This is a genomic window from Alicyclobacillus sp. TC (assembly GCF_016804365.1).
GTDB lineage: Bacteria > Bacillota > Bacilli > Alicyclobacillales > Alicyclobacillaceae > Alicyclobacillus_I > Alicyclobacillus_I tolerans.
The window spans coordinates 360,478-383,064 of the sequence record NZ_CP044434.1 but is presented as its reverse complement, the minus strand read 5'-3'; the positions used below and the strand labels follow the sequence as shown (position 1 = coordinate 383,064).

20 protein-coding genes and 4 pseudogenes are annotated in these 22,587 nt (G+C 43.9%); 3 read left to right on the top strand and 21 right to left on the bottom strand.

The window, feature by feature from the left end; all coding sequences use genetic code 11:
• Positions 1-2 precede the first annotated feature (2 nt).
• From FY534_RS01930 to FY534_RS01905, 6 genes are all read right to left on the bottom strand, one after another.
• Entirely contained in the window at positions 3-1,739 is a 1,737-nt protein-coding gene (locus tag FY534_RS01930; RefSeq protein ID WP_203115016.1) for an alpha amylase N-terminal ig-like domain-containing protein, read from the bottom strand.
• Positions 1,740-1,797: 58 nt separating this feature from the next.
• Positions 1,798-2,844, bottom strand: a complete 1,047-nt coding sequence (locus FY534_RS01925; protein WP_203115015.1) for a LacI family DNA-binding transcriptional regulator — start codon at positions 2,842-2,844, stop codon at positions 1,798-1,800.
• A gap of 44 nt (positions 2,845-2,888) precedes the next feature.
• Entirely contained in the window at positions 2,889-3,791 is a 903-nt protein-coding gene (locus FY534_RS01920) for a sugar ABC transporter permease (protein ID WP_238413616.1), read from the bottom strand.
• On the bottom strand, positions 3,788-4,753 hold the full coding sequence (locus tag FY534_RS01915) for a carbohydrate ABC transporter permease (protein WP_072873086.1): 966 nt from the start codon (positions 4,751-4,753) through the stop codon (positions 3,788-3,790). Before FY534_RS01915 ends, FY534_RS01920 begins: the two co-directional genes overlap by 4 nt.
• Before the next feature lie 78 nt (positions 4,754-4,831).
• A complete protein-coding gene (locus FY534_RS01910) occupies positions 4,832-6,088 on the bottom strand; it encodes a sugar ABC transporter substrate-binding protein (protein WP_203115014.1) in 1,257 nt (418 codons plus the stop codon).
• A 433-nt stretch (positions 6,089-6,521) separates the two neighbouring features.
• A complete protein-coding gene (locus FY534_RS01905; RefSeq protein WP_203115013.1) occupies positions 6,522-7,322 on the bottom strand; it encodes a COG4705 family protein in 801 nt (266 codons plus the stop codon).
• 231 nt (positions 7,323-7,553) lie between these two features.
• Here FY534_RS01905 and FY534_RS01900 point away from each other — a divergent pair, with 231 nt between their 5' ends.
• The gene (locus tag FY534_RS01900; protein WP_072873007.1) at positions 7,554-7,775 is read left to right on the top strand and encodes a hypothetical protein; all 222 of its coding nucleotides are present in this window, start codon (positions 7,554-7,556) and stop codon (positions 7,773-7,775) included.
• Between the two features lie 111 nt (positions 7,776-7,886).
• On the opposite strand, the gene FY534_RS01895 is transcribed toward FY534_RS01900, so the two are convergent.
• The 13 genes and pseudogenes from FY534_RS01895 to FY534_RS01840 form a co-directional block, all read right to left on the bottom strand.
• Positions 7,887-8,510, bottom strand: coding sequence for a LysE/ArgO family amino acid transporter (locus FY534_RS01895; RefSeq protein ID WP_203115012.1), 624 nt, complete (start codon positions 8,508-8,510; stop codon positions 7,887-7,889).
• A gap of 145 nt (positions 8,511-8,655) precedes the next feature.
• The gene (locus tag FY534_RS01890; protein ID WP_203115011.1) at positions 8,656-8,961 is read right to left on the bottom strand and encodes a hypothetical protein; all 306 of its coding nucleotides are present in this window, start codon (positions 8,959-8,961) and stop codon (positions 8,656-8,658) included.
• A 164-nt stretch (positions 8,962-9,125) separates the two neighbouring features.
• Positions 9,126-9,401 (bottom strand): hypothetical protein, encoded by a 276-nt coding sequence (locus tag FY534_RS01885; protein ID WP_203115010.1) that lies wholly within the window; start codon positions 9,399-9,401, stop codon positions 9,126-9,128.
• On the bottom strand, positions 9,367-10,542 hold the full coding sequence (locus tag FY534_RS14555; RefSeq protein WP_255567422.1) for a prenyltransferase/squalene oxidase repeat-containing protein: 1,176 nt from the start codon (positions 10,540-10,542) through the stop codon (positions 9,367-9,369). The genes FY534_RS01885 and FY534_RS14555 overlap by 35 nt, the downstream gene beginning before the upstream one ends.
• Positions 10,516-11,219, bottom strand: a pseudogene (locus FY534_RS14550) (hypothetical protein); the annotation flags it as partial. The pseudogene FY534_RS14550 and the gene FY534_RS14555, both read right to left, overlap by 27 nt.
• A gap of 284 nt (positions 11,220-11,503) precedes the next feature.
• On the bottom strand, positions 11,504-11,629 hold the full coding sequence (locus tag FY534_RS14780; RefSeq protein WP_255567408.1) for a hypothetical protein: 126 nt from the start codon (positions 11,627-11,629) through the stop codon (positions 11,504-11,506).
• 248 nt (positions 11,630-11,877) lie between these two features.
• Positions 11,878-12,968 (bottom strand): annotated as a pseudogene (locus tag FY534_RS01870) (nitric oxide synthase oxygenase).
• 37 nt (positions 12,969-13,005) lie between these two features.
• Positions 13,006-14,208, bottom strand: a complete 1,203-nt coding sequence (locus FY534_RS01865) for a VPS10 domain-containing protein (RefSeq protein WP_203115007.1) — start codon at positions 14,206-14,208, stop codon at positions 13,006-13,008.
• Between the two features lie 164 nt (positions 14,209-14,372).
• On the bottom strand, positions 14,373-15,212 hold the full coding sequence (locus FY534_RS01860) for a DNA alkylation repair protein (RefSeq protein ID WP_203115006.1): 840 nt from the start codon (positions 15,210-15,212) through the stop codon (positions 14,373-14,375).
• A gap of 697 nt (positions 15,213-15,909) precedes the next feature.
• On the bottom strand, positions 15,910-16,467 hold the full coding sequence (locus FY534_RS01855) for a helicase (protein WP_203115005.1): 558 nt from the start codon (positions 16,465-16,467) through the stop codon (positions 15,910-15,912).
• Between the two features lie 71 nt (positions 16,468-16,538).
• On the bottom strand, positions 16,539-16,817 hold the full coding sequence (locus FY534_RS01850) for a GrpB family protein (RefSeq protein ID WP_203115004.1): 279 nt from the start codon (positions 16,815-16,817) through the stop codon (positions 16,539-16,541).
• 27 nt (positions 16,818-16,844) lie between these two features.
• A complete protein-coding gene (locus FY534_RS01845) occupies positions 16,845-17,780 on the bottom strand; it encodes an ornithine cyclodeaminase family protein (RefSeq protein ID WP_255567407.1) in 936 nt (311 codons plus the stop codon).
• Positions 17,781-18,340: 560 nt separating this feature from the next.
• On the bottom strand, positions 18,341-19,006 hold the full coding sequence (locus FY534_RS01840; protein WP_203115002.1) for a haloacid dehalogenase type II: 666 nt from the start codon (positions 19,004-19,006) through the stop codon (positions 18,341-18,343).
• A gap of 469 nt (positions 19,007-19,475) precedes the next feature.
• Between FY534_RS01840 and FY534_RS01835 the strand changes: the two genes are divergently transcribed.
• Both FY534_RS01835 and FY534_RS01830 read left to right on the top strand, forming a co-directional pair.
• Positions 19,476-20,357 (top strand): alpha/beta hydrolase family protein, encoded by an 882-nt coding sequence (locus FY534_RS01835; protein WP_203115001.1) that lies wholly within the window; start codon positions 19,476-19,478, stop codon positions 20,355-20,357.
• Positions 20,358-20,592: 235 nt separating this feature from the next.
• Positions 20,593-21,021: pseudogene (locus tag FY534_RS01830) on the top strand (Hsp20/alpha crystallin family protein).
• A 42-nt stretch (positions 21,022-21,063) separates the two neighbouring features.
• On the opposite strand, the pseudogene FY534_RS01825 reads toward FY534_RS01830, so the two are convergent.
• Together FY534_RS01825 and FY534_RS01820 are read right to left on the bottom strand one after the other, a co-directional pair.
• Positions 21,064-21,407, bottom strand: a pseudogene (locus FY534_RS01825) (carboxymuconolactone decarboxylase family protein).
• Positions 21,408-21,509: 102 nt separating this feature from the next.
• Entirely contained in the window at positions 21,510-22,466 is a 957-nt protein-coding gene (locus FY534_RS01820) for a phosphotransferase enzyme family protein (RefSeq protein ID WP_203115000.1), read from the bottom strand.
• Positions 22,467-22,587: the final 121 nt, after the last annotated feature.

Here is a 22,587-nt window from a genome sequence, read left to right as displayed (position 1 = left end):
ATTCATTTTGTATCCACGCGAGTAATCACAACTCCGTCCGGAGCAAGCATCTGGCTGGACAAATCGTATGCTTGTTCAGGGTAAGCCAACAAAACCTCACCCGATATTGGCAATGACACCGTCGATGGACGATGATTGAAAGTGATCAAAACCCGCGACCTACTGTCCTCGCTCACTCGTTCATATTGCAAAATTCCCGGCTCCACCCGCAAAAAATTCAAATAATCAGACGCCAGTGCTGATTCTTCACGTTTGAGACGCGCCAGGCGTTTTATCAGATTCAAGATATTTTGATTCTGCCTCTCTTTGCGCCACTCCATGCCGCGACGGCAATCAGGATCGGCGCCCCCTTCCATACCAACCTCGTCACCATAATAAATCATTGGCATTCCAGGAAACGTAAACTGAGCAATCAACGCCCGTGCGACTTTATCTTCCTGATGATTGGCCAAGGTCATAACACGTTCCGTGTCATGGCTGCCCAGCAAATTAAACATGCAAAGGTCTGCCTGTCGGGGATAGCTATATAAAAGATTGGTCATACGGGCTGCATAAGTTTTTTCATCCGTTGTTTCACGGATAAAATAATCGAGTACATTCTCGCGAAACAGGTAATTCATCACGCCATCAAACTGATCACCTTGCAGCCAAGGCAAACTGTCATGCCATACCTCGCCAATGATCAAGCATTGCGGATGACACGACTTTACAGTTTCTCTAAATTTTCTCCAAAAAACATGATCCACTTCGTTGGCCACATCCAGTCTCCATCCGTCAATCCCGGTTTCTTCTATCCAATAGCGAGCAACCTGGAGCAAATACGCTTCCACATCCGGATGAGCCACATTGAGTTTAGGCATACTGCGAACATCATTGGCGAATGTTTCGTAATTAACTGGTTCGATGCTTACCGTATCTCCATGAATAAAAAACCAATCCCAGTAGGCCGAATCTTTTCCTTTGTGAAGAACATCCTGAAAAGGAGCAAAATCATATCCGGCATGGTTAAACACCGCATCAAGCATGACACGCATACCACGTTGATGAGCCTCTTCTACCAATCGAGCAACATCGTGGAATGTGCCGAAATCGGGATCTACCTGCAGATAATCAGTGGTATTGTATTTATGGTTAGAATCCGCCAAAAAAATGGGCGTCAAATAGATGAGTCCAACACCCAACTCCTGTAGAAAAGGCAATTTCTCCAAAATTCCTGCCAAGTTTCCACCTAAACGCAAACTTGCAGTGGGTGTGGTATACCATTCCGACTCCGAAACATGTTCTTTGCTCCCTGCTCGATAAAAACGATCTGGAAATATTTGATAAACCGTTGTTTGGCGAACCCACTCAGGCACCTGATACAAATCACGCGAGCAGAGATAGGGTAAATGAAAATACCCCGCCAATGAGCGATCTGTGTCTGCTCCCTGGCCTCCCAAAAATACAGGTAGTCCATCTGGCTCTTGCCTATCTGTGATTGAAAATTGGTAAAGCAGTCGCCTTGTTGGCACTTCCACATCAATGACATACCAATCCCAATTTTCGTCCGATCCGTTTTTTCTGATTTCTTGACACAGGCATTCTTTTGCAAATTGACTGACATAGCGATCTGCCGTGTAGACATGAACAGCTACAGCAGCGCCTGCTTCGATTGCACATACCAGACGTGCCCGATGAGACGTGAGCGCATAAGCAAATGGGGACTGCGAACGGTGAAACCATTTCCATCGAATCTGCACGGCAAAACACTTCTCTCTTGATAAAATTCCCAGCCGTTATGGAACACAAGCGATTTGGCTAAAACGTCAAACCGGATGATTGAGATAATTGACCCATACGGCGCGCGCCACAAGAGTTACGAACAATCAATTCGTGTTGAATGACACGATGCTTGGTCAATGGTTTACCCGCTTGAATTTGTTCCAAAAGTAATTCACCTGCGGCCACACCCAGTTCGTGCATATGAACACGCACACTCGTCAAAGAAGGATTGGCAATTTCGGCCAAACGAATATCATTAAAGCCTACAATGGCTAGTTCTTCAGGCAGCGCATAGCCAAGTTCTGCTGCTGCTCGCATGGCTCCAAAAGCTAAAACGTCGTCAGAGGCTAACACAGCCGTTGGTCTATCGGACAAAGCCAGCAGGCGCATCATGCCAAGATAGCCCCCTTGCTCCAAAAAGAAGCTCGAGACTTCCATACGCTCCTCTGGTTGAATTCCCCATTCCAGCAACGCTTTTCGATATCCTTGAACGCGATCGACCGTTACCAACAAATCACTGGAGCCACCTAAAAAACCGATGCGCTCGTGACCGAGTTGCAAAAGATGCTGTGTAGCTTCATAGGCAGCTTGGACATTATCATTGTTAACTGAAGAGAAATTGATTTCCTGATTAGGACGTCCAAGCAATACTGCCGGAAAATTAGCTTCCGTGATTTTGCGAATGGCAATGTCATCCTTGCGACTGCCAAGGAGAAGAATTCCGTCAACACGTCGACCTCGTATCATTCGGTCCAATACTTCTTCTTCATTTTTTGCAGAGGTAGAGAGTACTGTATCCCAGCCTGATTCCCGAGCTACTTCAGATACACCGCTCATCATCTCTACAAAAAATGGATTTTGAAAAAATTCATTCATCCCTGGTGGTATGAGGATACCTATGGCACGCGCCATGTTTGTGACCAGACCGCGCGCAAAAACATTGGGATGATAATCTAACTGTTCCAACGCTTCACGTACACGCCTTTTCGTTTCTGGCGATATGCGCGGCGAATCGGCAAGCACACGAGACACTGTAGAAGCCGAAACATTGGCGAGCGAAGCAACATCTTTAATGGTGGCCATGGTTTACAACACACGCCTTTCTCTACTGTCTTAAGAACGCGGGATTAACCTTTCACCGATCCGGCCACTAGACCAGAAGCAATCCAGCGCTGGCAAAGGCCAAAAATAATACCAAGCGGAATGGCCGACAAAAGCGCTGCTGCAGCAAATTCTCCCCATGCCTGACCAAAGTGGTTAGAAATCATCCCGTACATACCAACAGCCAACGTATAATTGGAGGGCGATATGAGTATCGCGCTGGAGATGGCATAGTCGCTAAAAATGCCTACCAGTGTAAATAGGAAAATAACCACCAGCATGGGTAGCGCAAGTGGAAGCAAAATCCTCACAAAACGCTGCCATGAGTTGGCGCCATCCATAATTGCCGCTTCATCCAACTCCACTGGTACCGTATCAAAATATCCCTTCAGAAGCCAGACATTAAAGGCACTACCGCCAATCATCACAAGAATGTAAGAGTATAGTGTATCCATCATGTTGAGTTTGGAGAGAGCTGAATAATAAGCAATGACTACCAGTAAATTCGGAAACATCTGTAGCAGAATCAACACCATCAACCCGTACTTGCGTCCCCAAAACCTCATCCGCGCAAACGCATAGGCGGCGAAAGCAGTGATGAAAACCTGTATGATGGCAATAGTTACACCTGCTAAAACCGTATTTTTGACCCAAACAAAGAAACTGCTATGAAACAACAACTGCTGATAGTTTGCAAAGGTTGCATGGGGTGGAATCAATTGAAACGATGTCACGTTATTGATGGGATTGATGGATGCTGTGAATACAAACCAGATAGGCAGCAACACTAAAATGATAACAATCCACAGTACTAAACGCGAAGCCCATAACCCCAACCGTTCACCAGGCCGCATTTTTCTTGCTCTGAGTTTAAGCGTTGGTTCAGCTTGCTCTTCTTTGACAACAACAGGCGCAGACGTCATGCTCATGCTTCCTCGCCCCCTTTGAAGGCTCCTGTATAGCGCATATTCAACCAACTGATGAAAGCTACCAGAATAAACAACAGAACCGACATGGCGGAAGCTAAATCGTAACGGTTATACGTTAAACCCATTTTGTAAATTTCTGAAGCAAGAATATCCGTGTATCCAACAAATTGATTGTTGTCTCGTACCGGACCTCCGCCTGTTAGCAGATAGGCAGCGTTAAAGTTGTTAAAGTTAAATGCGAAGGAAGGTATGAGAAGCGGCAGAGAAACTTTCCAGACACCGGGTAGAGTAATGAAGCGAAATTTTTGCCGCCAGCGTGCACCGTCCATTTCTGCAGCCTCGTATAATTCTGTGGGCACCGCCTGCAAGGCTCCTAAGCAGACAGTCATCATATAGGGGAAACCAGCCCAAACATTGACCATAATCATGGAAAAACGGGCCCAGAAAATACTACTTTGCCATGGAATCCGCGGTAATCCAAATACCTGCAAAAAAGCATTCACTTGTCCATAGCCATCATTGAGCAGACCATTCCAGGACAACATGGTAACCACTGAAGGTATAACCCAAGGTAAAATTAACAGCACTCTATACAGCACTGATTCTTTCATATTGGGATTATTGAGTAACATAGCTAGCAACAAACCTATAAAATAACAAAACAGCGTAGTCAAGCCTGCATAGACAATCGTCCATATCAGAGTAGGAATAAACACAGTTGAAAGCGGACTATTCGGATTGAGCAGTGTTGCGTAATTTTTTAAACCCACAAAATGAAACTGTAAAAAATGGAGCTGGTTAAAATCTGTAAAAGAAATATAGATGGTATAAGCAATAGGAGCTAACGTCAGAACACAAAGTGTGATGAGCAAAGGTGACATATACCCATAGGAAATCCACTGAATTTTCCGTTTCGGCCGGGGAATTTCTGACTTTAACCGCCTTGGTACTTGCGCAGACATGGACACCATGAACACCTCCCCTAGAATGAAAAAAGGAAGCTGGCTTGGTCAAACGCCAGCCTCCTCCAGCACATGTCATCAGGACCCTTGGACTTGAATACCTTTCTGAATATTGGCCACGAAATCTTTTCCACCTTGAGCCGGGGAAACTTGGCCACTGATAATATTTTTCAAGATACTCATAGCGTTCCATACCGCTTGCATCTGTGGAATGTTGGGCATGGGTACAGCATTAGGAATTTCATCGGCAAACGCTTTAAACATTGGACTACTTTGGATAGTCGACGATTGTTGAAGACTCGTCAAAGCCGGAATTTGTTGAGAATCGTTAAAGTAGTCCATTTGCGCTGTAGAGTTTGTTAAAGCTTTTACCAAACTCCAGTCAGCAGGCTGGTTTGGACTCTTGGAAGAAACAAACGCTGTAATAACGCCCAAGAACGGGGTCATTGGATGCCCGTTTGAAAGAGTAGGCAGCGGCGCAATAGAGAATGGGATTTTGGCCTTTTGAATATTCGGCACATCCCATGGACCACTGATGTACATAGCCGTTTTGCCAGAAGTAAACTGGGATAAGGCAATGGTGCCAGTCAAACTTGGCTGCATCCAATGGTATTTGTGATCCATATCGTACATCAATTGATAAGCTTTAATGGCTCCTGCATTATCCAAACCAATATCGTTTGGATTAAGCGTTCCATTGTTGTCTTTGAAAACATAGCCGCCAAGGCCACCTACAAACGCGTAATTAAAGTATAAATTGTGCTGAGCATATGCAAATCCATATTTGTTGGCATCCGAAACAAACTGTGTCCAGTTCGTCGGCGGTGTTTTAATTTTGCTCGTGTTATAGAATAAGGCTGTTGTCTGTACAGAGACGGGAACAGAGTAAATTGTACCGTTGACAGTGACTGCATCGACTACGGACTGTGCATAATTGCTGGTGTTAATATCGCCACTCGGCACTGGTGCCATTAAGCCTTCTTCAGCAAAAGTACCATTGTTGTCATGCGGCATGCCAAAGACAATATCAGGTCCTTTTCCTGAACGCGCGGCTGTTGCATAGAATTGAAAACCATTTGCATTGTGGCTTTCATCCACAACTTTCACGGTATCACCGTGCTTCTTAGCCCATGCATCAGCAATCTTTTTCACGTCCTGCAACTGCGGTCCACCCGCCCAAGACCAAACCGTGATTGTTTGTCCTTTAGGAAGGGAACCAGATGTTGTCGATCCGCTTGAATTGGTGGAATTTGAACTCGGACTGCCACATCCAGCAACCAGACCGCCCATGACAACCAGCGCAGCCGCACCAGTAGCTAAACGAGTTTTTTTCATAATTTAGCCCCCTCAAATAGTCAATGCGTTGAAGACGTTTTCACTAGCGATTTACATCTCTTAGCTTTATGCAAACGTTTGTACAAACTATACTGCCCAAATTACAAAAAATCAATATCTTTACGAGAAAATTTTCATCTCAAACATTTGATAACATAATTTATAAGCAAAACATGAGAAAAAGAACTTCAAAATAAGCATTATGTGCCAATTTATTGCACATGTAATAGCTTTCATGTGCAATCGAATGCATCAGTATCGAACTAGTGGTTGCCTATTCAAGATGCAAATTCTGAAGTGCTCCAACAAAAAACCTCCTACCCCGCTTTTGAGCGGTTTAGAGGTATTTCTTATCCTACCGATGCCTGATGAAATTCTTTAGAGAAACCTTACGTTCCTCCTCATGCTTTCATCATGAGGAGCTCTCGAACGATTAACGAGACAATGCAGGCTTGATTGGCTCAGCTTGAACATCTTTTTTAGTTATCGTCAAATAGCCAACCAATATAATGATACAGAAGGTCAGTACAATACTGACAGGACCTTTACCATAACCTAAACCACCTACATATTTAGGCATTCCAAACCAATCAGCAAAAGAAGCTCCCAGTGGACGTGTAAGAATATAAGCAAACCAAAAAGAAAAAATAGCATTAAAGCGAAAATAGCGATAACCGAAAGCTGGGATTAAAATCAAAAATATAAATAGAATTCCAGACGCTAAATACCCTAGATGAAATGCTGTAGCTGTCATATCACCAGTAGCGGTACCAAGAGCAAAAGTAGCTAAAATGGTAGCCCAATAAAACATTTCACGTCGACGTGTATAAATGCTGTGAATCGAAAGCGTTTTTTCACTCCGGTACCACAGTATGAGAACCACCGCAAGACAGACAGCGTAAAAGGCGGAAGAATATACATAAGGAACACCCAAAGCTACATGCGTTGAATCGGCCACCATCGTACCAAAAATAGCAACCATAACTACTGCCAGCCAATAAACCCAGGCAATATAACGTTTTACACTGAATTGCAAAATCATAGACGCCAGAAAACAAATCCCGCCCAATATTACCGCTACATACGGATTCATATGATAGACCAAAAAATCGGAGGTAGCTTCTCCCATAGCTGTGGTCAGTAATTTGACAATCCAAAAATAAGCGGTGATTTCAGGTACTTTCGTAAGAGGTTGGGACTGTGGATTCAGAACCGTCGTTCGCAATTGACGCATTCTCTAAAAATTCCTCACTCTCTGAATCAAGATCTGATAAATGAACAGTTTCATTTACTCTTTTAAAATCCTAACACAATCCTAAACCGAAAGTGTCGGTATAATCCATTTTTTGGGTTACTAAAAATATATTTTAAATTTTTTTCAAAAAAATTTGGACCTGCATGCAGAGAAATACTCAGGAATAAGCATGAAACATATCTAAAGAACAGCTATCTTAGGAGGTGATTTATGGTCATTCTGGTTATTGTTCGACGGCGCAAAACGGATCGTCAAAAGGAAAAGATTCAATCCGTCAAACAAAACCAGAGCATTACGCCCGTCCGCTTTCTTGAAAAATGGTCTCTCTTTCGCATGAATCAATTTCTAATGCTACATCCGCAATATCTGGAGCTTTTACTGATTTATGCAGCAGGCGGGATTGCGCCAGTGTTTGCAGAACAGTCCAGGTAACCAGTCAACCATAAAAAGAGGAGTATCCTAAAAGTACTTCGGTACTGAGGGATACTCCCTGTTTACAACTAAGTCTGCGCGAAAAACATTACCTGGAATTGACTCTACGGCTCAATGAAAAGTATAAATGATATAAGCAAGATAAATATCAGATAACCACATCATAACCGCCGCCACTTGATGGATCTTGTTGAAAGAAGTACTGCGGAGAGCAGCTTTTCCAGCGATATGACCACCTATCGCAAGGAAAAAGAACCATATCCACGAAACAACCGAACAAGCTGAGGCAAAGGCAATTTTATCCGCCCAGGATGTATATGCCAGCGCACTTCCCCCCAGGATCACTAACGTATCTATAAGAGCATGGGGATTGAATAAAGAAACAGAAGCTGCAAAAGTAACTTGACGTTTAGGCGACCATGCCGTAGATGTCTCGTCTTGATCCATACTGCCTTTGTCCTGCCACGTTTTCCAACCCATATATAAGAGAAAACCTATTCCAATCATTCCTAAAATATATCGTAACCAGAAAATATGAAGCGCAACTGCCGACAACCCAAGGACAGCTAAACTCACCAAAACAGTATCGCAAACAGACGCCGTGATAACCGCAGGCAAAGCTCCTGTCCAGCGTCGATTTACGGCTCCTTGTGTAAGAATAAATCCGTTCTGCATGCCTATCGGCAAAATCAGTCCTAAGGCAAGGATAAATCCATGAACAGCAGCTATCAGCAATGATTCATCCCCCTTGAAAAACTATGTATACTTTTTCCGATAGACGATTTCTTTGAGCATATAACATATCTATCGTAAATGGATACAGACTGAAATGAAAACAGGAGTGTCCCTCAGTGCTGAAGCACTTTTGGGACACCCCCGCTTAGGAGAGAAGTTGCCGCAATTGACGCACCAGTTCAACCAGTGCCCGAAGAGCAATCGCAATAGCAGCCACAAAATACCAAATCAGTATGACTACATGTGTTGGATCTGCCAACATCAGCAAACCCAAAAGCAAAAGAGGAAAAATATCCATGAGAATAGGACGTGTGAGCAATGTTGCCACTTTCTCCAGATCAAATTTGCCTCTGAGCTCGTTGACAATGCGAAAAATAACCGTTAAACCAATGAGTACAAGAACAACCCAGAGCATTGTCAGCATAGCCGGATGGTGAAGGATGATATTCATCTGCACTCCCCCCTCTTTTGGAAAACTCACTTACACTGCATCGTATAAATTTTTCTTCTCATCTGCCCCGGCCAATGCCATAATCAAACATCTGACTTTCCTATGTAAAAAAGTATGGGACTTCCTATAGAAAGAGGACCAATTATTTTGGCCCTCTTTAGTAGTCATGCGCCGTTGACTATATTCCACATTTTTATTTGATGCATAGGATTTTGTGGATCAATTCGCTGTGAAACCAGCCAATGGACAGCATTGGCACGCTGTGAAGGTGTCAGAGGCACCTGCAATGCTCCAGAAAGATGATCGACGAGCGCACCGGCTCCATCAGGAGTGGCCAACACTGAACGATGATAGGAACGAAGTATACGATAGGTGCGACGCCAATAAATAGGATTTGCAATACGACTACGGAACGTATTCAAAAGTTTGGGGTCTAACACTTTGCTCACCTCCCTTCATCGGCGCCCTCTTTACTGATTCGAAACATTTTTGAAAATGGTTCAGTGCAATCAATGGCCAAACTTTAGGATAGATGTGATAGCGTATATGCAACGCACCCGGAAATCCTGAGCCAGTAGGTATCTCTTCATGCCATCTACCTTTTTCCCCCTGTTTAAGTAACCAACGTGCCGCTCGCCAAGCCGCAAGCCAGAGCCTTTGTCTGATTCTCGGTTCGACCTCTAATTGGTATAAATACAGCAGTGTATCTAAAGCCCACGCCGTCTGAGTTGGCAACCCGAAAGACAACTCAACATACTTACCGCACAAGTCACTTTGGCATGATTCTCCAAAACTACCGTCCTCCATTTGAATGGATAGCAACCAACCTTTCGCCTTTCTTAGAGATTCATCGTCACTCGGTATGCCCACTACCACCAGCGCCTTAACAGCACACCAAGTACCATAGATGTAAGTCGTTCCCCAACGTCCAAACCAAGAGCCATCTGCTTCCTGATGATTACGTAACCAATAAATAGCTTTCCTGACTCTCGCATCCCAGCACGACAAAATCTTATGATTGACCAGAAACTCCACTACACGTCCTGTAATATCCGGTGTAGAGGGATCAATCATAGCTCTTTTCATATCATTGGCTGGCAGCCAATCGAGCCAAAACTGATTGCAATCCTTCTCAAACGCTGACCAACCTCCATCTCGATTCTGCATAGATAATAGCCAGTCTATTCCCTGCCACCATGCTTCCGCACATTCGTCTGCCAAGGGTGCCAGCGCTTCTAAGGAGGCTACCGTGTCATCTACATCAGGATGACACGTATTGTTGCTGGAAAATGCCCACCCTCCTAACTGTTTACCTTTGTTCTTCATCAATCTGTCCGGTATACGATGCTGTTTCGCTAACAAGTATTGTGCTGCCTTACGAAGGGGCATGGAATTTGTCAATATTCCGCAAGAACCGAGAGCCTGCATGGCCAACGCTGTGTTCCAAATATGTGCATCGCAAGTTTGTTGATGATAAAAATCGTCTTCAATATCTTGATATAAAGACTGACGAATAGCAGAAAAAATTCTTTCGACTTCTGGATGATCACGTGGATAACCTAGGGCTAGCTTTGCAAACACCCATAAAAAGCTGGAGGAATGATATCCTCCCAACGTGCCATCCGCCTCCTGCTCCTCATCCATCCAAGTCACACAGCGGCGAAACGCTGCATTTTTTAGCCAATTTACTGAATGATACATTGTAGTACGAAGAACAGTCCGTTTTTGTCGATCCGTTAACAACTCTTTCAAAAAGAAATTGCCGGAAGGACATGCGACATATTGAAGGCTGGATAAAATCAGCATAGGCGGCACATGAAGACGAGTAAATGTAACTAAGTCTTCTATATCAATAGGAGAGTATTTGAAAAACAATGGAAGATAAAAACGTGGAGAAGGTAGCCAAGACCAGGGAATTTCTCCCCTAAGGCCAGAAATATTTTCGTTAAATTGCGGCACTTTCTCAATCCACCCCTTTTTTGGATAAACTGTTGTGCCAATCGTTTTTGATCTTCCGATTCTCCCCAAGCGTTATATATTTGCAGCGCATAATAGCATTCTACTGTAGTGGATAAATCACCGTGATCGCCCGGATAAACGCCCCATGAGCCATCTAATCTCTGTGCTTTGCGAATACGTGTCAGCAGCACTTCAATCCACTGCCAGTCTTTCCAATCTAGCAAATATAAACTGATGGCAGTCTGGGCATCTGGCATACAACCGGTATCAAAACAATCCTTCCAACTGCCATCTGACATTTGTGAATCGAGAAGCTGTTGAATGGAATTTTCCAGTACAGATGAAAGCATTGTAAATTCCGGTGAGAAAAAGACAGACAATCCAGACACCTCCTGCAACAGACACAAACAACGTATTCCATAGCAGGTAATTTGCTGTCGGCGAATGACTGAAACTTGTCATTCTTATGAAGATATCCACGGAATCCTCTTTAGGGTCTTCGTTCCATCCATAAAGCCCAAATAAAAACTGGCTACGTAAGGGCGTAAACGCCACAGACGCAGCCAGAGGGACCCGCACTAAATCAATAAACAGGGGTGGTTGTGCAGGTTGTTGTTACAGCTGGAACGAGCAGGATGAAGAGTACGAAGATGATGAGGAATACAACTGCCCAACGAGTATATCCACCAAATACGCCGCCATCGTACATAAGTCAAAATCCTCCTTTAAATTTCCTATCCGTTAGATTTGCATCGTTGCTCTTCTTAATAAGCTGCTCCTGCGCCATAAGCCGGAACAAGTAAGAAGAACAGGACAAAGATGATAAGGAACACGACCGCCCAACGAGTGTATCCACCAAATGTTCCGTACATGCGGTTCACTCCCTTCACTTGTGACATGCTCCAAAATATGTTTGCTGAGCTTCTACAGGTAGTGGTATATGCCCGATCTCGTGAGTCAAGATAGGCACATATTCGTATTTGACCATAATGAATACGGGGAAGTTTGATGGAAATAGTTGGGGGATAAAAGGGTGTTATCATATTGACTGTGGAAAATGTGAGTGGTTGCAGGAGAAACGGGTGGAATTAACCATGTCCAATCTCCAGTAACTTTACGGCCTGCATCAGCTTCGATTTGCTCAAAACGTTCAAACTGTTTAGCCGCAGTATGATGATCAATAATGGTCACACCGTGATTTTTGTAGGAATGTAATACTGCAATATTTAACTCTATCAGGGCTTTATCTTTCCATAAACTAGCATCGTTTTTTGTATCCAATCCCATAATAGAGGCAACCTTGGGAAGTATATTGTAACGTTTTGTATCTGCTAAGTTACGAGCACCAATCTCTGTTTCCATATACCAACCATTGAATGGAGCAGCAGGAAAACGAATTCCCCTATTTCTAGGGCCATATCAGATAGAATTGGCACTGCATACCATTGAAGATGTAATTCATCAAAAAGAGGAAATTCTGGGTGGCGAATCGGAATTTCAAGAATGATATCTTCTGGAATAGAATACCATACGGGCGCCTCGTTTTGGACTTGAATGACAATCGGCAATATATCATAGGCTGTGCCTTTTCCTACCCATCCAAGCTGTTGACAAATACGCGTAAATTTAACAGAATGCGAATCTCCAATGATACCATGCTCTGTTTCATACCCAGCATAACGAATCAATTGATGATTCCAAATACGAATGTCCTGATGAAATATGGTTATGGTTGGACGAATTTTCCCTTCATTTGAAGCATATTGAATGTGACGAAATAGAGCAAACGCTATTTGATCCACACTATGAAGATTTCTTTCATCAAAAACTTTTAGAGACTTCCAGAACAATCTCCCAATACATCGATTGCTATTCCTCCAGGCCATGCGTGCTCCATGTTCCAGTTCTTCATAGGTAAACTCAAACGTCCCAAAACTCTGCAAACTTTTTTTGATCTCGTTCAATCGATATTCTGTCTCTTCTCTACTCTTCCCTAGTTCGTTATAGCATCTCAGAATGAAATCTTGAACTTTATTATCCACGAACATGGACCATTTCTCCCAAAATCACATTATCCTTCTATACTTATTTGACTTGGTTCCAAAAATGTCCTCCATCGGTTGTATAAAATAAAGTTCCTGTATTCATCACTATCCAGCCGTGCGTTGAGGAAACGAATTGCATATCCATGACGTTTTTTAAAGTCATATTAGGTGTAAATGAGTTCCATGTTTGCCCACCATCCGACGTGGTCAAAATTTGTTTACCGTCTATAACAAATCCATCCTTCATATTAGGAAAACTCCACGCTTGAATGGTTTGATTGGGCACCGTACTTTGTACGGCTTGTTCAGAAGTCCACGTATTGCCTCCATCATTTGTTCGATAAACGAGCAAACCCATACCATAACTCACTGGCAAGATACCCTTTTGTTGACCAAAAAAAATCGGTGGAAAGGAAGTAAATTGTTCATTTTGAAAAGTATTCGGTACATGTAAAATTTGCAAAGACCAATGATATCCGCCGTCCGTAGTTCGGTAAAAATAAATATGTCCACTTAATGCCGTAAAACCTGTTACCCAACCAACCTTAGCGTTTACAAAGCTGACACCTGTCTTATCGCCTACAAACGGTAAATTTCCTCCCTTCACTTGATTGGTTTGAGCAATGGTGTGCCAAGTCATTCCACCGTTATAGGTGTGATAGATGGTTTCTCCTTCACTACCTGCTGCCGCACCATGAAATAAAGCTATCCAGCCTTGATCCGGATCGAGAAAATGTAGGCTCATAGGATATCCAGTCGCTTGAATTTTTTGTTTCACCCAAGACTGTCCTGCATTGGCCGTGTAATAAATGGATAGCGGAGAAGCAATCGACTTACCGTTACTTGCGGCTATCCAAGCCATTTGATTGCCGATCGCGTTCATCGACATTTGGAGGAATGGTGCTGACTGAAAGCCTGGTGGAGTCACTGCTTTCCAACTTAATCCTCCATCCTTCGTGTACCATACGGTATTTCGCCCCGTAGCCCAACCGATTTGATCGTTAACCATGTTTATCGAGGTGAAATGAGGCACTTGTGGTGTCTGAACTGATTTAGATGGGGTTGTCGTTGGAAATGAATCTGTCTTTGACTTGGTAGCATGTGATGCGTTTGGATGGCTTACTGAACTGTGCGTATGCATATTCTTGACTGACGTCGTATGGTTTTCTGTTCCACATCCAATGAGGGTGCAATAGATGAATCCCGCTATACCGCTTAACAACCAGAAAGGTTTATATTTCATCCGCAAAACCCACCTCCCATTTAACGCGGATTATGAAGATAAAACAAAAGTCTTCACATGGTTTATAGGATGGTTCAAGTATCTACCCCTTATGCTGAAAATTGTTTATTGTCGCTTGATCCAATAGTATCCAATCTCCGTCATTACCTGCACGATCAACTTGTTCATGAGGAAAAGGGCTCAAAATATTCTGGACATCTTTTGCGAATATTCTTTAATGCCTTGTTCACCGCTCCTTGCACGTAGGGCCGTTCATCCTTCAGAAGGATGTCTATGATATCTTTCGCCTCTAGAGCATAATGAGCACCAACTGCTGCATGAAATACCATGGCAACATTCCATCTGACCTGCTCATCGTTTGACAAAACACATCGCCTCAACCAAGCAAGCACTTCATCTGGATAGTATTTAATGAGTGCACTGCCAATCGCAAATGGACCAAGATTTTCTTTAACGTATGTTGAACGATCAGAGAGAAGCAGTTCCAAGATGTACAATATCCGATTTGAAAACTGAGGATTTCGACTCTTCCCTGCGTACATCAGTGCCAGAACCACTGCCCTGCGCACATTTTCAGATTCATTTTTTGCCCACGAGTGGATGGAGGGATAGAAATTTTCAAAATGAGTCACGAGAATCGAGCCACAAGCGTCTGCAACCCATTCTCGAACTTCCCAGTTTGGACTGTCTGCTAAGTCCTGCAATACATGCTCTACTTTGCATGGATCCAAATGATAACAGGGGACTAACAATTGCGAACCTATTTCTTCCGCAGTCGAATTTTTACTTTTACACAACTCTATTGCTATTTGAAAGAGGGTGTCAAGTTCGGATTGAAAATATCTTTCAATGGTATAGATAGCAGTACGTTTTACCTGTGCTCTTGCTGTGCCTGCGTGGGTAGTGGATTGGGATTGCAGTGCATGGATCATTCCTCTAACTGACCTTTGAATCAGAGCATCATCGAATTGCTTTTTCCATTCCTCAACGCTGACGTGTCTCATTGAACACCTCCTGGGGTTGCAATAAATTCCATTTAGAGAAATTATTCCACACTATCTATGTTAGTAGTATCAATTTCTCCCGTCTATTACGAAGAAGTTTTGATACTCATGTAAGCGTCAAATCAATGCCCCGCTTCTCCTTAATTTTTCCAAATTCATCGATTTTGCGTAAAATGAAGTTGTTCGCTGGCGCGAGAGGGAAAGCAGGCTTTTGACCCGAATTTACCCGTGCTGTAGGGAACAAATTATTTTGCTGAGGAGAGATTTAATTTTGCGAACACATAGAACAGGGACGGCGGGTTCAGAGGGATAGTGGATTGTCTCCCTTGTACTAAACTTTCAACTTTGTTCAACCACCCAGGGACGTAAAATGTACTTTAATATGGAATATGCATTGTAGTCTCCCGCTTGGATATTCCCGAATGATAGCAGACGATCTGATGCACTCCTTATATGCTTTTTTAAGTTTCTCAAAGATACCTAACAAGGAATTACGCTAATCCTCAAATTGGTCGAACTTATCCTTTATGTCCTTATCCTGCGTTCCAAATGAATACTGCACTAATGCTTGGAAAATTTTTGTGATACACGATATTTTCGGAAAACACGCCGAAGTAAAATGATGTACATGATATACGCGTATATACTGCATTATCTGGAATCTTGACCACTGCGATGAGATCACACTTTCCCTGGATCATTTCCCTAGTGACTCTTTTGATTGACAAAAGATAAAATGATCATCAGGATTCCACACGTGTAGATGGTCAGCACGGTATCCGCGTAGCCACAACACTCCGTTCATTCGTCTAAGATAAAATCCCTTTGGAAAGTCAACGTCTTCAGTCAGTATATCGGAAGCTATGGTGATAGACCCGTATGGAGCTTGATTTGTCTGTAAAGGATGCCCCAAAGAACCTTCAGGCTGGTCGAGATACACCAGTCGTAAGTGAGGTCCCAACTCAAGCGGACATAATTGCAAACCAAGATCGTTCGCTCTTTTAAAGATTTGATCAATAGTAGCTCCATCAGGAAAGCCAAGGTCAGCAACGGTTAGCTCAATAGTCTGCAAAATGTACGTGGTATCAGAGGTCGTAAATCTATCGTCGGCAAATAGTCTCTCTGCATATTCATTCATTAAGACGGATTGCTGTCTTAATTTGTGTATAAGCTCGGATTTTGTAAGTCCGCCAACCTCCACTATTCTCACTATTACCGGGCAATCAGGATACGTTTTCTCATGTCCAACGCGCATATGAGTTACTCCTCAGTAAAACAACCCGTTATTTATGCAAGACTACCATAAGAAGCGTTCATTCGTTTTCTTCAACTTATATGGTTCTTCCAATGCCATTCCAACGCCCGTTGTTCAATCTCCTTGACCAATGTTTCCTTGCCTTGGATGTATGAATCAATGTCATGGCTGTCACGTACCACTGGCATGATGTCGATGATTGGTTTGGCATCTAAACCTGGAGCCGCTGTGCTTCCAATGTGATGAATGGCGATCAATTGCCTTCCAAAGATGCGGCGCAGTTTTTCCGCTTCTTCTTCGTACATCTGAACCCATTGCTCGTTGTAGGGCGTTACCTCGACTCGTCTCATCACACATCCCCTAAACCCAGTTAGTCATTATGCTTGACCCACTGCCGCTTTCATGATTTCATTCGCGACAACCACTTCTGTCCCTGCCAGACCCACGGAACAAAACAGGGTTATATCATCTTGACCCTTTCTCGCAGGAATTTTCCCTGTAACAACGTCACTTAGCTGTATGATCCGTTCTTCATCGGGTGTCCCGACCAGAAAATGTGGTGTTGGATAGGCTTTGAGTTGCTCCAGAGAATCGGTCGCAATCACCGAACTACGTACTCCCAATTCCATTGGAACCTCATGTCGCTTGACTGACTTGGGACCAACGGTATTGATATGTACTCCTGGTTCAAGCCATTCCGCATCGAAAACTGGCGTACCGCTATTGGTGGCGCAAATAACGATATCGGCTCCCTGTAGGCAACTTTTCGGGGAATCAACGGCTATAACCTCGACATCCAGCTTCTTTATCATTTCAGTCGCAAATATGTCTCTGTTTTCTGGATTGCGACTGAAGACTCGAACCTGCTTAACATCCCTGACAGTAACAGCCGCCTCCAACTGTGTCCGCGCCTGCATGCCTGTACCAATCACCGCAACGTGTTCGGCATCCGTTCGAGCCATGGCTTTGATTGCGACTCCACCGATTGCCCCAGTACGAACAGCACCAAGCAGATTCCCAATCACGATACCCTTAAACACCCCTGTATCTGAATCAAACACGCACACCAATTGCTGATGCCCATCCAAATCGTTCGCGTAGGTATCATACACGCGGAACCCGATGACCTTTTCCAAGGCAGTTGCGGCACCCGTAGTAAACACCAAGTCCCCCTGTTCCGTTTCCAGCCGAAATCGAGGAGGCGCAACAAGTGTTCCGTTTGCCTGCTCCTCATAGGTGCGTTCAATTGCGCTCACAATCAACTTCATTGAGACAAGCTTCTCAACGTCCTGGTCTGTAAGGACATGATACAAGCGAAGTCACCCCTTCAGGCGCGAAAGTACCTTTCAAGTTTCGAATCCCTTCTATTATCCCAATCTTTTCCCTGCTCTTCTACCACTCTATCTTTTTGGGATAATCCTCCGCCTAATGTTGGTGCTCGGCTGAAATAGTGGACACAACGAATCGGTGCGCCACGAGGCGCTGTATGTTGAGGCCATAATAAGTCATGGCTAATGGGCACCTCATCCTGTCAAGACTACGGTGGCATGCGTTGGGGTCGAACATTCCACTACCGTATTGTACAGTACTAATTTTTTGTCAGTCTGAAATCTACTTCACAAAGCAATTAATTGATCCTGCAGTATCGATGTATTCCAATGGCCGCAACATGGCTCTGAGAACCGTCTGATGCTTTTCCACCGTTGCAATCGTGATTTCAGCTTTTGGTGAACCTCCTGATTTAAGCCTTATATAACCCATCCAACGGACGCATACACAACAGATTCAAAAATTCAACAATCGCACTTAATCGGAACCAAGAAACATATAAGCAGTGTTCAAGCAGCTCCTTCGATGTTTACTATTGCCTCGACTATGTGTTTGAAATGATCTTCGCCAGATCCAGCAAATTATTAACAATGTAATCCGGGCGCACCCCAAGCTCCTCAATCGTCTTGTTTTGTCTATTGATCCAGCCTACAGTGAATCCGAATTCCTTTGAACCAGCGACATCCCAACCGTTTGATGAAACAAACAGAATGTTTTTCTTCGGAATGTCAAGTATCGACACTGCCAATTGATATACCTGCGGATCCGGCTTGTATGTCTGTTGAGGGTCAACACTGAGAACATCGTAGAAATATGTCTCTAATCCAGCATGTCGAACAACAGCCTGGAGCATACTTTCTGTTCCATTGGACAAGATGAAAAGCCTCCGTGGAAGAAATGCCTGCAATGCCTGTTCAACCTCGGGATAGTGCTGTAATGTCAGATAAGCACTGACTAACGTCTCGATGATTCCTTCATCGTACGCCAGTTTAAGGTAATTGAGTGCAAAGCGCAGAGAATCTCGATTGACATCTTCAAAGTTCGCATAGCGCTTCATCAACGCCCGAAGCCATGTGTATTCCAATTGTTTTTGTCGCCAGACTTGGCTGATTTGTTCCCCTTGTTCTGGAAAGATTTTGTTACATGAATCGATTACAGAATGAACATCGAATAAAGTTCCGTATGCGTCAAACACAACCGCTTCAATCATCCAGACCACTCCTCGTTTAAGTCCTCAGTACGGGAATCGGAATATCTCTGACAAAACAAAGTTTCTTCCCCGAAATACGTACGGGCAATTCCACACCTTAGGACTATGGAACTTGCTCTCTAACGCAACGAGTAAATAACTCGGATATACATACACAAGTACAACGAAGTGGCTATATGGTCCATCGTAGCATAAACCCAACAAAGACAACCGTAAAGCAGATTACAGACTAGATCGTCCCCCATACATTCTTCATCGTCAAGAATTTCAACCGGTTGCTAGTCCCTAAGGACACAGTGTAATCGTCAAATGAATTTCTTCCGTAGATCACGCCTTTTCCCACCCGTATTTCTCCGTAATTTTTCCAGATTCATCGATTCTGCGTAAAATGAAGTTTTTCGCTGGCGCGAGGGGGAAAGGTAGGGCTTGAGGATACAGGGAGGACAGATTTGGTCAATTATTTTTTCGCATGGACGGTACATTAACCATCCCTGATGAAGCAAGTGGATTGTTTCCTGCTGTTGTATTGGTTCACGGGTCTGGTCCGAGCAATATGGATGAGAAGTTCGGGAACAATTCCCCTTTTCGAGACCTCGCTGAAGGTCTGTCGGAAAAAGGGATTGCGGTGTTGCGTTATGACAAGAGAACCTTCGTGTACGGCAAACAAATGAAAGATGACGTTGGCATCTCGGTAAAGGAGGAAACCATCGAAGATGCCATCCTGGCAGCTGATTTCTTACGCAACGATATGAGGATCGATCCGAACAAAGTGTTTGTGATTGGTCACAGTTTAGGCGGAATGCTGGCACCTCGAATCGATGCAAAAGGCGGACGGTTCGCAGGAATCATCATCATGGCTGGTTCTCCGCGCAAATTGGAAGAAATCTTGATGGATCAAAACAACGATGTCCTGAACTCTTTAAACGGGCTTTTAAAAGTGATTGCAAAGAAACAGATCGCCGCATTGTCCGCCAAGTTTGGCAACATCAATAACCTCAGCGACGAAGAAGCGAAATCCACGAAACTGTTCGGCAAATATACTAGGGCATACTACTTCAAAGAAATGGAGGAACATCCGTCCACTGATTATCTCAAGACATTAGAAAAACCCGTGCTGATTTTGCAGGGCGAGAAGGATTTTCAAATATCCATCGAAAAGGACTTTGGTGGTTATCAAAAACTGCTTGGCGATAAACCAAACGTGATATGCAAACTTTACCCAAACCTGAATCACCTGTTTATGCCTGCTGTTTACGGTGAGATTCGCAAAGCGAAAAAGGAGTATCGTGTGGCACAACATTTAGATGAACAAGTGATAGAGGACATTGCAAACTGGATTCGTTCTGTTTGAGACATATCATAAGGAAAGTCAATTAGGAACGGAGTCTTTGGATTCGTCTATTTAAAAGATGTTACATGCGATACAACGCGACATTTTCGAAATGCCGCAGACGGGTTTGAAAGCGGATATTCATGACAATTTTCTGCGTGCAGATTCAGGTCGATGCAATTTTCCCGTTCTACAGCAAATCATAATGACGGACATTTCGACTTGGAGGTGTAGTCAACAATGCCCTTAGTCCCTTATGATCCGTTCAATGTCACCCGACGCGCTTCCGACTGGTTTCCATCATTCCCCCGACTGTTCGATGATGACTGGTTCGACAGCCACTTTGCAAACAAGCCACGGGTTCCGCTGTGATGTTCGCGAAACCCAAAACGAAGTGATTGTGACAGCCGAAATCCTTGGGCTGAAGAAGAAGGAAGACGTGAATATCACTGCTCATGATAATCATCTTCACCTCAGCGGCAAAATTGAACGAATAGGCGAGCAAAAGGACGAAAACGTACATCGAATGGAACTATATTACAGATAATTCTCGCGCACTGCACCTTTACCAACGACGGTAGATGATACGGGGGCGAAAGCGTCGTATAAGAATGGCATTCTGGAAGTCAGGATTCCGAAGAGTCAGAAACAGATGGGTCGGCAGATTGGCGTGGACTTTCACTAAAACACGAACAGTGGATGCCGCTTGGAATTCCCAGGGGCGTTTTCATGACTCACCGCTGACTGAACACCTTTTCGCAATCGTCATGGCATTCATTACTCTTGGAAAGCCCACATACGGAATGCAGTGCAAGATTGTCCCGATGATCTCGATCTGCGTCAACCCCACATTCAATCCTGTCTTGATGTGCACGGACAGTTATGGCTCACAATCCCCTTGCGTGGTTAGACAGGCTATCGTAAGCAATTGTCGCTGTTTCAAGTTGAGTCCAGAACGGCTATAGATGCTCCATAGGCAAACTCAATGATATACTCCCCCGAATCGGGCACAATGTCCTGCAAGGATGCAATCGTCCGCTCCCCCCCTTCCTCATGTATGCTTTTCAGCATTTTCCAGCCTTGCTCAAATCAGTCGTTTGTCAAAAATTCCATTTCTCTGAGCAGACCTATCTCCTGATTTTTTTGCCCCTTCCTACGGGAATCTAACTACGTCTAAGAAATTTCTGACTCAATCCACCCCAAGTACCTTCGAATGCGTGCGTCTGGTTCATGTCGTAAATCTACTATGTCTTGACGTTTAGGGATCTTCCCAGCCATATAGAATATCCGAACGGCTGTACCTAAAGAAATTTCCTCACGGCTAAACTCAACTGCGTATCCGTTTGCGAAATTTGCCCAGTGTTCTTCAGATTTGTCCTTATTTTTGAGATGTAGCCGTACAACACCAATATCTATTGCTCGGTGACCAAAGCCACATTCGTCGAAGTCAAGGCAGTACCACCGATTTGGCGTAACCAAGATGTTCCCGAAGTGTAGGTCAGCATGAATAAACTTTCCATATGAATCGAGAGCTTCAAATCTTCTTCGGAGTTCATGAGCAATGTCGGTACATCGCCTTTTGTCATCGTCAGATAACGCGTCGAAATCCAATAAATTACGCAAAGGGATTTCAACAGTTTGCTCTAAGTCATATTTTGGACGATTCCAACCCTGCCAAGTATTTGTCACTTGGTTGAACACGGTCTCTGCGCTTGTATGCATTTTTCTCATTAAACGACCGAGGTTATAGTAATCATCAGATGCGGGATTCTCAACCTCCTTACCTTCAACAAATTCAAACACTGCATAAAGGAGTTCATTGTTCCCACTTACCAAGCGGGAAACTATATCATGGTCTGTGTTCCTGACAACTTTGGGCACGGCAATAAAATCACCCAGCACATCCATCCATTCAAGTTCGGCACGAACCTCATCAGCGGAATATCTACCTTGTCTATAGCGCCTTACAACGTACTTTTCATTTGAAGTATCAACAACATATGTATCGTTTTCGACTTGCTGTAGTAGATGAAATGCTGTATCGGTCTTCTTCCATGAATAAGACTCAAGAATGAACTTCAATTCACTTTCGCGCACGCAATTCACCTCAGATACATCAATCGACAGCATCAGCTAACTCGTTTGTCGGTTCGGGATTGTTTGTTCCCTGTTTAGCCTACCACATTTTCCTCAACGGTAAGTTTCTCGAACCTCCCCGCCCATTCACCACTTCTCAGTTATCAAGCCAACG